Genomic DNA, 12,390 nt, shown 5'->3' on the forward strand with positions numbered 1-12,390 from the left:
ACGCCGGACGGACGCTCTAGGATGCTCGGCATGAGCGATGCTGCCGCCCCGACCACCGATCTCGCGGCGCTGCGTGCCGCTGCCGCCCAGGCCGCCGCGGAGGCGGCCGAGGCCCGTGCCGCCGCGGCGCAGGCCGCGCTCGAGGCGGCGGAGGCACAGCTCGCCGCAGCCTCGGACCCCGGCGCGGCCGCCGCACCCGAGGCTCCCGCGGCGCCTGCCGAGCCCGTGGCTCCCGCTCCCCCGGCGGCGGACGCACCCGCTCCCGCCCCCGCTCCCGCTCCCGTCGCCGATGCTGGCGACGCCGAGCTCGACGGCTGGGCGCTCACCGTCCGCGACGGCTACACGTTCGGCGGCCCGACTTTGCGGCTCGGCGCCCTCCTCGAGGCCGGCCCTGACGGCAAGCCCGTCCCCGTCCCGGCCGCACAGGTCGGCCTGCCCCTCGCGATGCTCAACCGTCACGGGCTCGTCGCCGGCGCGACCGGCACGGGCAAGACACGCACGCTCCAGGGCATGGCCGAGGAGCTCTCGACCGCGGGCGTGCCGGTCTTCCTCGCCGACATCAAGGGCGACCTCTCGGGTGTCGCCGTCCCCGGCACGGGCAACGACAAGCTGCTCGCCCGCACGAGCAGCCTCGGCCAGGACTGGGTCGCGACGGCGTTCCCCACCGAGCTCTACACGCTCGGCGGGCTCGGCACCGGTGTGCCGATCCGCACGACGATCACCGACTTCGGCCCGATCCTCCTCGCGAAGGTCCTCGGCCTCAACGAGACGCAGGAGTCCTCGCTCGGCCTCGTCTTCCACTGGGCCGACACGCAGGGCCTCGCGCTGCTCGACCTCAAGGACCTGCGCTCCGTCATCGCCTACCTCGTCTCGGACGCCGGCAAGGCAGAGCTCAAGGGCATCGGCGGGCTCTCCGCCGCGACGGCGGGCGTGCTGCTGCGCGAGCTCGTCGGGCTCGAGGCGCAGGGCGCCGCCGCGTTCTTCGGCGAGCCCGCGTTCGAGACCGCAGACCTGCTGCGGCTCGCCCCGGACGGACGCGGCGTCATCAGCGCGCTCGAGCTCCCGGCGGTCCAGGACCGTCCGCAGCTCTTCTCGACGTTCCTCATGTGGCTTCTCGCGGACCTCTTCTCGGAGCTGCCCGAGGTCGGTGACGTCGACAAGCCGCGCCTCGTGTTCTTCTTCGACGAGGCGCACCTGCTCTTCAACGGCGCTTCGAAGGACTTCCTCGCGCAGGTCGTCCAGACCGTGCGGCTCATCCGTTCGAAGGGCGTCGGCGTCTTCTTCGTCACCCAGAGCCCCAAGGACGTGCCGTCGGACGTGCTCGGCCAGCTCGGCAACCGGGTCCAGCACGCGCTGCGTGCCTTCACGCCCGACGACGCCGCCGCGCTGCGTGCTGCCGCACGCACCTACCCGACGAGCGAGTACGACCTCGAGCGTCTCCTCCAGGAGCTCGGCACGGGCGAGGCGATCGTCACCGTCCTCACCGAGAAGGGTGCCCCGACGCCCGTCGCGTGGACGCGCCTGCGCGCCCCGCAGGGCTCGATGGACCCCGCTCCCGCTGCGACGCTCGAGGCGCTCGTCGCAGCCTCCCCGTCGAACGCCCGCTACGGCACGCCGATCGACAACGAGTCGGCGTACGAGCTGCTCGAGACCCGCGTCGCCGCGGACCGCGCGCAGGCCGAGGCGGACAGGCTCGCGAAGGAGCAGGCTGCCGCCGCCGAGAAGTACGCGGCGGAGCAGGCCAAGGCCGCGGAGAAGTTCGCCGCCGAGCAGGCGAAGGCCGACGCCAAGGCTGCGGCCGAGGCGGAGCGCGAGGCGAAGAAGCAGGCGGCCGAGCTCGAGCGCATGCGTGCCCGGCTCGAGAAGGACGCCGGCCGCGGCACGACGCGCTCGATCGGGACGTCGCGCACGCAGAAGAGCTCGATCGAGAAGGGCCTCGAGTCCCTCGTGCGCTCCGCGGGCACGCAGCTCGGCCGCGAGATCACCCGCACGATCTTCGGCACGCGCAAGCGCCGCTAGTCCCCGGCCCGTGCGGGAGCCGGACGGCTACCCGCACGCGGTCGGCGCCGAACACGCACCGGCACCCGACCGGCGCCGGTCCGCGGGCCGCCTACCCGCAGCTCTGTGCCGTACCCGCAAGTTCAGACTTGCGGGTACGGCACAGAGTTGCGGGTGGGCGACGCGTCAGCCCGCGTCGACCGTCTCCGCGCCCGCGACCCAGCGGATGCGCGAGCGACCCGAGTCGTCCTTGACGGACTGCAGGACGAGGTCGACGTGCGGCTCGAGCGCCGCAACCTTGTCGAGCGGCGCTCCGATGATGAGCTGGAAGCCCAGCCCCCGCCACGCACCCACGGCACGTCCCGCGAAGCGCGAGTCGGCCTTGATGAACGCCTCGTCGAGGAACACCGGCGCGTAGCGCGGGCGCGTCGCGTCCGCGTCACCGAGCTGGTAGCGCAGCGCCGCACCGACGATGAACGCGACGAGCTCCTGGGACTCACCACCCGACTTGCCTGCGATGTGGTCGTACACGGAGACGTGGTTGCCCTCGAGGTCGATGCACTCGGCCGAGATGCGCACGTGCTCGCGCACGTCGACGAGACGACGCCGCTCGGGGCTCTCGGGCCGGATGCGCGCGAGCAGGCGCGCCATGCGCGCATAGCGGCGCTCGCGCTCGGTCGGCGTGCCGTCGGCCGACGCCTCCTTGGCGAGCGTGCGCAGGTCGCGGCGGAACGACGTGACGTCGGCGGCCTCCGTGACGCGCGCCGTGATGCGCAGGCGGTGCTCGTCGTCGTGGAACGGCAGCTGCGCGAGGATGTCGTTCACGGGTTCCATGCGCGTGCGGATCTCGGCGACGGCCTGCTCGATCGCGGTGTTGAGCATCGTGAGGTCGCGGCCCGACAGGCGCGAGATCGCGCGGCTCCACCGCTCCTGCAGCGCATACATGCGCTCGCGCGCGATGTCGTCGTGGATCCGCCGGTAGTCGTCGTACGACGTGTCCGGGTCCGTGCCGAGGTTGGGGTTGGGCCACGCCTCCTGGAAGCGCAGGAAGATCGAGGCGAGGCCCTCGCGCGCGGCGGCGAGGTCGTGCGTCGCAAGCTCGCGACGGTGCACGAGGTCCCGCTGCAGACCCGCGACGGCCGCCGTGAACGCGCGCAGGTCCGCCCCCTTCTGGGGTGCGGCGGCGAGCGCCTCGTCGAGGAGCGCGACCTGCTCGTCGCTCGCGACGATCCCTGCGTCCTCGAGGTCGGCGAGCGCGTCGCCGAGCGTGTCGACCTCGTCCGTGAGGTCGCTCCAGCGACGCTCGAGGCCCTCGAGCTCGACGCCCGTGCGGGCGTGGTCCTCGCGGAGCTCGCGCAGCCGCACGGAGACGCGGTGCTCGTCCTCGCGCAGCGAGCGCAGGACGTCGCTGCCCGCGACGACGGCGTCGAGGCGTGCCCGCCGCTCCTCGAGGAGCCGTGCGGCACCCCGGACGTCGATCTCGTCCCACACGAACTCGCCCACGGCGCGCGAGGCCGCGAAACGGTCGGTGAAGCCCGACTCCCCCGCGAGCGCGTCCTCGACCGTGCGTCGTGCACGGGCGCGGTCGACCTCGGCCTCGCGGCGCGCCTCGTCGAGCTCTGCGACGCGACGCTCCGAAGAGAAGCCGAGGACGGAACGGCCCGGGCGGCCGCCGTGCGCGCCGCGCTGGCCGTCGCTCGTCTGGCCCGTGCGCGTGAGCGCCCGACGGTGACGGCCGAGCTCGGCGGCGTCGTCGACGCACACGTACGAGAAGCGCTGCGCGAGCGTCTCCGCGAGCCAGCCCGTGAACGGGCCGTGACGCAGCTCGAGGCGCCCGTCGAGGAGCGTCCGGTCAGTCTGCTCGTGGACCGGCGCACCGGTCGGCACGCCCTCGAAGCGCACGCGGCGCTCGGTGCGCACGCCGTTGATCGCCCGGCGGAACGCCGGCAGGTCGTCGGAGTCGACGAGGAGCGTGAGGGCGAACCCGCCGAGCGCCTGCCCGATCGCGGAGCGCCACGGCTCGTACTCGGGGCGCAGGTCCATGAGCTCGGCGACGAACGGGAGGTCGGACGGGTCGAGGCCCGCCGCCTCCGCGAGAGCGCGCCGCGCCTGGTCCTCGGCCTCGGGGACGTTCGAGCGCCGGCCCGCGAGGAACGACCTCTCACGCTCGACGTCGGCGAGCGTCCTCTCCGCGGCAGCGAGCTCGGTGCGGGCAGCGAAGACCTGCTCGCCGAGCGCACGCTGCTGGGTCTCGCGGTCCGCGACGAACGTGCCCGCGTCCCGACGGAGCCTCTCGAACGAGCCCTTGCCGTCGACCTCGACGTCGAGGACGAGGCGGTGCCGCTCGAAGGCCGCATACCGAGCCTCGACCGTGTGCAGGCCGTCCTCGAGCGCGACGACCTCGCGCTCGAGCCGGTTGATCTCGTCGCCGCCGTTGCGTCGCTGGGAGTCGCGAACCTCCTCGAGCTCGCGCTCGGCGACGAGCACCTGCGCGTCGAGCGACGAGCGCCGGGCCTCGACGACGGCGTGGTCCTCGCGGTTGGCGCGCTCCTGCGCGCGGGCGAGCGCGAGGCGGCGCGTGTCGTGCCAGTGCTGGAACGGCGTCCCGCCCTCGGCGGTCGCCTCGAGCCCGAGACCGTCGACGGCCTCGAGGTCGGAGCGCGCGGAGTCGACGCGCGAGCGCAGCTCGGCCATGGGCGCGAGCAGCTCGAGCTGGCGCTGCGCCGTGAGCATCTCCTCGCGCACCTCGCTCAGCTCGTCGAAGTGCTCGACGGCCTCGGTCGCGCGCGCGAGCGTCTCGGGCTCCTCGAGGACCATCGCCTTGTAGAGCGCGTCGACCGTCGTGATCTGCTGGCCGGCCTGGATGCGCGCGAGCAGCGCCATCGCCTTCGCGCCGTCGCCCGCCGCGCCGATGCCGAGAGCCGAGTGCAGGCGCGTCGTAAACGCGACGTCCGTGTCGTAGAGGTCGAGCCCGAGCGCGGTGAGGCTCGGGCGCGCGAGCCGCGCCGCCGCGGCCGGCTCGAGGACCCGCAGGTCCATCTCGCCGTCGTACGTCGCGCGCACGAGCACGCACTCGTCGTTGCGGGTCGCGCCGCGCGGCACGTAGTACGCGCGCACCGCCGTGAAGGTGCGGCCCGTCTGGTCGACCCACGTCATCGCGAGCGCCGACCACGTGTCCGACGCGTCGCCACGCAGGACGGCGTCCCGCGAGGCGTCGGTGCCCGCGACGCGCGCCTCGTCGAGCTTGCCGCGCACGTAGGAGATGACGTTGCGCTGCTCGGGCCCGCGGGCCCGACCGCTCGACGCAGCGTTCGACGCCCCGTTGAACGGCGTCGTGTGCGTCATCGTCAGCGCGATGTACGCGTCGAGCAGCGTCGACTTGCCCGTGCCGGACCCGCCCGAGAGCAGCGTCGCGGTCGAGGCGAGCGCGACGTCGTGATAGCCGTCGTAGCCGCCCCAGTTGATGAGCTGCATGGATCGCGCGATCCACTGCTGACCCGTCGAGGACGTCGGCACGAGGCCGAAGAGCGTCTGGCTCATGCTGCTCATGCGCGGGGCTCCTCGGTGTCGTCGGCGTCGGGTGCGGTGTCGTCGTCAGGTTCGTCGGCGTCGTCGGGCTCGCGCGCCGCGTCCACGAGCGTCGGCTCGCCCTGCGCGGGCTCGTCGGCGTGGGCGGCGTCCGCGTGCGGAGCGTCGGCCCCGTTCTCGGCGGGCTCGACCCCATCGACCTCGCTGGACGATGCCTCCCCGGACGACGCCTCGCCGCCCGCGCGCAGCCAGCGCGTGAGCTCCTGGATGCGGTCGACGGGCAGGAGCACCTCGATGATCGGCAGGACGCGGAAGCGGCCCTCGGTCTCCTCGACGAGCACACGCTCGCGCACGAGCGTGACGAGCGCGTTCTCGGCCTCCTTGCGGCGGGCCGCGAGGTTGGTCTCGCCGTGCGCGAGGAAGCTCAGGGCGTACTCGACGAGGTCCTCGGCGTCGACGTACGCAGCGCGCTCGCCCGCGTTGCGCTGCTGGCGGTACGCGCCGCGCAGGAAGACCATCATGAGCGTCTCGACGCGACGGTACGGCTCGTCCTTGAGGAGGACGGGGATCTGCAGGCCGTCGGAGCGGACCTGGGTCTTGTACGCGATCTCGTCGTCGCGGTCGACGACGAGCTGCAGGAACATGTCGTGCAGGCGCGACTCCAGGACGTCCTGGTCGGAGAGGATCGCGCGCCACTCGGCAGGGTGGTCGGCCGCCGCGACGTAGCGCGAGCGCAGCAGGAGCGCGAGCGCGCGCCGCGTGACGAGCGGGAGCTGGCCCGTGTCGCCGTCGAAGAGGACCGGCGCGTCCTCCTCCATCGCGACCTGCTCGACGAAGCCGTCGTCGACCGTCATGAGATGCCTCCGTCGGCGGGGTCGGTGGTGGCCGCGAGCATGACGCGCGGCACGAGGAAGTCACGGGTGGAGCCGTCGGCGCGGACGGCGGTGACGCGCTCGACGGCGGCGTCGTCCCGCGAGCCGTCGGCAGCATCGTCGCCCGCGCCGAGGTCGTCGGCCGCGAGTTCGTAGTAGCCGAGGAGCTCGACGGGACGACGCAACGCTGCGCCGCCGCGCGCGAACGCGTCCGCGACGGACACGCGCGAGCCGTCCGACGTCAGCACCGTGACGTGCTCGGCGAGCAGCCCGGTCTGCGGGCCGCCCATCGCACGGATCTCGGCGAGGTCGGTCGCCGGCAGGTCGTCGGGTGCGGCATGGGCGAGCGCCGCGGGCGGCGCCTCGGGACGCAAATCGTGGAGCGTCGTGCGCAGCCGGCCGAGCCTGGCCCGGCCGAGCCATGTGAGCGGCTCGACCCGCGCACCGCGGCCCGCGGCCGGGAACCACTCGGTGAGCGCGTTGACCGCGTCGCGGATCGCGTGGTCGAGCTCGCGGTCGCGCAGCGGGTCACGCTGGCGCACCTGCGCGGTGAGCGTGCGCGTCGCGCGCGCCTGCTCGGTCTGGACGACCTCGAGGGCCTCGACGACCTGCGAGCGGATCGAGCGGAACGCGGTGCGCTGCGACCTGTCGACGTGCTGCGCGAACGGGTGGCGCAGGACCGCCGCGAGGTGAGCGTCGAGCGCGGCGACGAGCTCGGGGTCGCCGAGCAGCTCCATGGCGCCGAGGAATGCGCGGCCCTCGGGTGTGTTCTCCATGAGGTTCTCGGACGCCGTGAGGTACTCCTCGAGCACCTCGCCCGTCGGACGCTCGTCCGCGCGCAGCTGGCCGATGATCGAGCGCTGCAGCGCCTTGATCGACTCCGCGACGCGCGCGAAGTCGCTCGGGAGCTCGCGCACGAGCATGAGGACGTGGTCGACCTGCTCCTCCATGCGGTCCGCCGACGTCTGCGCGACCGCCCCGCCGCCGGCGAGCCGGTCGCGCTCGGCCGTGAGCCGCTCGATCTGCTGGTCGAGCGTCGCGAGCCGCGCCCCGCGGTCGGGGTTCGCGTCGTGCGCGGCGCGCTCGACGGCGTCGAGCAGCGTGCGGATGCGTGACTCCGAGACGAGAGCGCGGGCACCGCCCGCACGCCGCACGAACTCGAGCGCCTCCTGCGCGCTCGACGTGAGCCGGTACTGCTCCCCCGTCGCGTCGTCGACGTCGCGGATGAGCCAGCGCTCACGCACCCACCGCGAGCACAGGACACGCGCGGCCTCTCCGGGCACTCCCTCGACGCCCGCCGCGCGCAGGTCCGCGAGCAGCTGGGCGACCTCGAGGTGCATCGCGTCCGCACCGACCGCGGAGCGGCCCGCGACGAACACCGACTCGAAGACGGCGACGACGAACGGCGCGCTCTGCTTGTGCAGGAGCGCGAGCGTCGGGCTCGCAAACGTGCGTTGCACAGCTGCGAGCGTGCCGCCGACGCCTTCGAGGGGCTGGCCGGTCACCGCGTTCAGACGACGAGGTTGACGAGCTTCGGCGCGCGCACGACGGCCTTGCGGACCTCACGCCCGTCGAGGAAGCGCACGACCGCCGGGTCGGCGAGCGCGAGCGCCTCAAGATCGGCGTCCGTGATCGTCGGCGCGACCTCGAGCCGTGCGCGCACCTTGCCCTGCACCTGGACGACGCACGTCACGGTCTCCTCGACGAGGTAGGCCTCGTCGGCCGTCGGGAAGGGCTCGTGCGCGAGCGAGCGCTCATGCCCGAGGCGCTCCCACAGCTCCTCCGCGACGTGCGGGGCGAGCGGCGCGACCATGAGGACGATCGCCTCCGCCGCGACGCGCGGCACGCGGTCGAGCGTCGTGAGGTGGTTGTTGAGCGTGATGAGCTTCGCGATGGCCGTGTTGGGGCGCATGCCCTCCATCTCGGTGCGGACGTCCGCGATCGCGCGGTGCAGCGCGCGCAGCGTCTCCTCGCCGGGCGCGTCCTCCGACACGGTGACCTCGCCCGTCGTCTCGTCGACGACGTTGCGCCACAGGCGCTGGAGGAACCGCTGCGAGCCGACGACGTCGCGCGTGTTCCAGGGGCGCGAGAGGTCGAGCGGGCCCATGGCCATCTCGTAGACGCGGAACGTGTCGGCGCCGTACGCCTCGTACATCTCGTCAGGCGTCACGACGTTCTTGAGCGACTTGCCCATCTTGCCGTACTCGCGGTGCACCTCGACGCCGTCGGCGACGTAGCGCACCTCGCCGTCCGCTCCGGCCTCCTCCGTGACGGTCGACGCGTCGACATACGCGCCGCGCTCGTCCGTGTACGCATAGGCCTGGATGTAGCCCTGGTTGAAGAGCGTGTGGAACGGCTCGGCACCGGTGACGTGACCGAGATCGAAGAGCACCTTGTGCCAGAAGCGGGCGTAGAGCAGGTGCAGCACGGCGTGCTCGACGCCGCCGACGTAGAGGTCGACGCCACCGGCTGCGCCCGCGGTCGCGTTGTGCTCCGGACCGAGCCAGTAGCGCTCGAGCTCCGCCGACACCATCGCGTCGGCGTTCGTCGGGTCGAGGTAGCGCAGGTAGTACCAGCACGAGCCCGCCCAGTTGGGCATCGTGTTCGTGTCGCGGCGGTAGGCGCGCGGACCGTCACCGAGGTCGAGGGTCACGGTGACCCACTCGTCGTTGCGGCCGAGCGGCGGCTCGGGCGAGGACGCGGCGTCGTCGGCCGCGTACGTCCGGGGCGCGTAGTCAGGGACCTCGGGCAGGTCGACCGGCAGCATCGACTCCGGCAGCGCGATGGGCTGGTCGTCGTCGCCGTAGACGACCGGGAACGGCTCGCCCCAGTAGCGCTGGCGGCTGAAGAGCCAGTCGCGCAGACGGTACGTCGTCGTGCCCTCGCCGAGGCCGCGCTCGACGAGCCACGCGGTCATGGCGGCCTTGGCCTCGGGCACCGAGAGCCCGTCGAGGGTGATCGTGTCGTTCGCCGAGTTGATGATCGCGCCGTCGCCCGTGCGGGCGCCGTCGGGCGTGCCCTCCGGGGCGTCGACCGTGTAGATGACGGGCACCTCGAAGGCCTGCGCGAACGCGTAGTCGCGCTCGTCGCCGCCCGGGACGGCCATGATCGCGCCCGTGCCGTAGCCCATGAGGACGTAGTCGGCCGTGAAGACCGGCAGGAGCACGCCGTTGACGGGGTTGATCGCGAGGTGGCCGGTGAAGACGCCTGTCTTGCGGCCCGCGTCCGCCTGGCGCTCGACGGCTGTCTTCGCCGCGGACTCTGCACGGTAGGAAGCGACGGCCTCGACGGGGCTCGCGTGCCCGCCCGTCCACGCGCTGCGGGTGCCGTCGGGCCACGCGGCGGGGACCTCGTCGAGCAGCGGGTGCTCGGGTGCGACGACCATGAAGGTCGCGCCGAAGAGCGTGTCGGGGCGCGTCGTGAAGACCTCGACCTCCTGGCCGCCCTCGACCGCGAACGTCACGCGCGCGCCGTGCGAGCGGCCGATCCAGTTGCGCTGCATCGAGCGGACCTTCTCGGGCCAGTCGATGAGGTCGAGGTCGTCCGTGAGGCGGTCCGCGTACGCGGTGATGCGCATGTTCCACTGGCGCAGGTTGCGCTGGAACACGGGGAAGTTGCCGCGCTCGGAACGGCCGTCCGACGTGACCTCCTCGTTGGCGAGCACCGTGCCGAGGCCCGGGCACCAGTTGACGGGCGAGTCCGAGACGTACGCGAGGCGCTGCTCGTTGAGCGCCGCGCGACGCTCCGCCGCGTCGAGGTCGGCCCATGCGCGACCGTCGGGCAGCGCGCGCGTGCCTGCTGCGAGCTCGGCCTCGAGCTCCGCGATCGGGCGGGCGCGACCCGTGCCGCCGTCCGGACGCACAGCGTCCGCGTCGTACCAGGAGTCGAAGATCTGCAGGAAGATCCACTGCGTCCAGCGGACGTAGTCGGAGTCCGTCGTCGCGAACGAGCGACGCGGGTCGTGCGCGAGGCCCAGGCGACGCAGCTGACGCTGCATGTTCGCGATGTTGGCCTCGGTCGTCACGCGCGGGTGCTGGCCCGTCTGCACGGCGTACTGCTCGGCCGGCAGGCCGAACGCGTCGAAGCCGAGGGCGTGCAGGACGTTGTCGCCGCACATGCGGCGGAAGCGAGCGGTGACGTCCGTCGCGATGTACCCGAGCGGGTGGCCGACGTGGAGGCCAGCGCCCGAGGGGTACGGGAACATGTCCATGACGAAGAACGACGACGAGGACGGGTCCGCGTGGTTGCCGTCGCCGTCGGGAAGCCCACCGGCGGGGTCGGCCGCGAAGAACGTGCCGCGCTCGGCCCAGCGGTCCTGCCACCGAAGCTCGATCTCCTGCGCTAGCGCAGGCGTGTAGCGGAAGGTCGGCTCCGCGCTCGTGCGGGCAGTGACATCTGGCGTCGTGGAGTTCTCGGTCACCCGACGATCCTACCCGCGCGCAGGCCGCCGACCGGCCCGTCCGTGCGCAGGCGGACGCCGCCCGCGCGGGCCGCTCCCGGCCGCGCAGGCCCGACGGCTCAGCCGCGCAGGGTCGACAGCAGCGTGGGGCCGAGCCCGACGACGAGCACCGCGACGAGCACGAGGTAGAGGGCCGCGAGCACCCAGCCGCGCATCCGGACGAGGACCGAGGTCGGCGCGCCTCCCGCGAGCCCGGCCTCGATGTTGCGCACGAGGACGTACCACCACACGGGCAGCGTCGAGAACCACACGACCATGCAGTACGGGCACAGCGCGCGCAGCTCGGCCACCGAGGTCCACACGAGGAAGACGACGAGCGCCATGCCCGCGGTCGCGACCGCGAGGAACGCCCGCCAGAACCAGCGCGGCAGGGCGACGCCCGGGGCGACGAGCAGCAGCACGCCGATCGTCATGACGACCGGGAACGCGCCGAGGCCCAGGTAGGGGTTGGGGAAGCCGAACAGGCTGCCCGCCGCGGAGTCCATCGCGGGGCTGCACGTGAGCAGCGCGTTGAGCGAGCAGGACGGCACGTGCGAGGGGTCGACGAGCGTGAGGTACCGCTCGATCGCGAGGGCAGCCGAGCCCACGAGACCGACGAGGCCCCCGAGCAGCAGCACGAGACCGAGCGCGCGGTCCGTGAGCGGGCGCGCGACGGCATCGTCCGCGACGGACGCGTCGTCGTGCTGGGTGAGGTCGGTGTCGGCCACGGGGTCCTCCGGAGGTGTGCGGTTCCGCGACGCACTATCGCACGATCCGGGACGAACGACCTGCCCCGGCCGAGACGTGGCGGGCGATCAGCCCTCGGCGACCCACACCGAGCGCGCCGCGGGCAGCCCGAGCGACGCCTCCGAGGTGGTGCCGTCGGGCCGCGTCCAGGCGACCGTCACGGTGCCCGCGAACTCGCGCAGCGCGACGACCTCGACGCGTGCGTCGAGGCCCAGGCCGAGCTCCGTGAACCAGCGCAGCAGCTCCGGGTCCGCGTCCGAGATCCGGACGACGACGCCCGTGACACCGCTCGCGAGGTCGGCGAGCGTGCACGCGTCCGACGCCGGCAGCTCGCCGTCGACGGTCGGGATGGGGTCGCCGTGCGGGTCACGCGTCGGGTGCCCGAGCGCCGCGTCGATGCGCGCGAGCATGAGGTCGGAGACGGCGTGCTCGAGCACCTCGGCCTCGTCGTGGACCTCGTCCCACGCGTACCCGAGCCGCTCGACGAGATACGTCTCGATGAGCCGGTGACGGCGCACCATCGCGACCGCGAGGCGCTCGCCCTCGGCAGTGAGCGAGATCGCGCCGTAGGGCTCGTGGTCGAGCAGGCCCAGGCCGACCATGCGCCGGACGTTCTCCGAGACGGTCGACGGACCGACGCCGAGGCGCTCCGCGAGGAGCTTCGTCGTCACGCGGGTCTCGGCCCACTCCCCCGCCGACCAGACCACCTTGAGGTAGTCCTCGACGACCGGGGTGATGTCGCTGTCTCGTGCCGCCACGTGCCCAGCCTACCGAGCGCGCGCCCGGCACCCCGTGAGGCGCCGCACG

The 12,390-nt window shown here is 73.3% G+C and carries 7 protein-coding genes; 1 reads left to right on the forward strand and 6 read right to left on the reverse strand.

Annotated features, from left to right (window positions below; translation table 11 throughout):
• Positions 1 to 30 precede the first annotated feature (30 nt).
• Positions 31 to 2,019: a helicase HerA-like domain-containing protein gene (locus G7063_RS09460; RefSeq protein WP_166414176.1), complete on the forward strand. Its 1,989-nt coding sequence runs from the start codon at positions 31 to 33 to the stop codon at positions 2,017 to 2,019.
• 165 nt (positions 2,020 to 2,184) lie between these two features.
• On the opposite strand, the gene G7063_RS09465 is transcribed toward G7063_RS09460, so the two are convergent.
• The 6 genes from G7063_RS09465 to G7063_RS09490 form a co-directional block, all read right to left on the reverse strand.
• Positions 2,185 to 5,547: an ATP-binding protein gene (locus tag G7063_RS09465; protein ID WP_166414177.1), complete on the reverse strand. Its 3,363-nt coding sequence runs from the start codon at positions 5,545 to 5,547 to the stop codon at positions 2,185 to 2,187.
• On the reverse strand, positions 5,544 to 6,380 hold the full coding sequence (locus tag G7063_RS09470) for a DUF4194 domain-containing protein (protein WP_206188133.1): 837 nt from the start codon (positions 6,378 to 6,380) through the stop codon (positions 5,544 to 5,546). The genes G7063_RS09465 and G7063_RS09470 overlap by 4 nt, the downstream gene beginning before the upstream one ends.
• Complete coding sequence (locus G7063_RS09475; protein ID WP_166414178.1) at positions 6,377 to 7,903, reverse strand: DUF3375 domain-containing protein; 1,527 nt, start codon at positions 7,901 to 7,903, stop codon at positions 6,377 to 6,379. The genes G7063_RS09470 and G7063_RS09475 overlap by 4 nt, the downstream gene beginning before the upstream one ends.
• Before the next feature lie 5 nt (positions 7,904 to 7,908).
• Positions 7,909 to 10,818 carry a leucine--tRNA ligase gene (gene leuS, locus G7063_RS09480; RefSeq protein WP_166414179.1) on the reverse strand — a complete coding sequence of 970 codons (2,910 nt, stop codon included), beginning with the start codon at positions 10,816 to 10,818 and terminating at the stop codon, positions 7,909 to 7,911.
• Between the two features lie 98 nt (positions 10,819 to 10,916).
• Positions 10,917 to 11,564, reverse strand: a complete 648-nt coding sequence (locus G7063_RS09485; RefSeq protein WP_166414180.1) for a vitamin K epoxide reductase family protein — start codon at positions 11,562 to 11,564, stop codon at positions 10,917 to 10,919.
• Between the two features lie 87 nt (positions 11,565 to 11,651).
• A complete protein-coding gene (locus G7063_RS09490) occupies positions 11,652 to 12,341 on the reverse strand; it encodes a metal-dependent transcriptional regulator (protein ID WP_166414181.1) in 690 nt (229 codons plus the stop codon).
• Positions 12,342 to 12,390: the final 49 nt, after the last annotated feature.

It is taken from the genome of Sanguibacter sp. HDW7 (genome assembly GCF_011300875.1).
Lineage (GTDB): Bacteria > Actinomycetota > Actinomycetes > Actinomycetales > Cellulomonadaceae > Flavimobilis.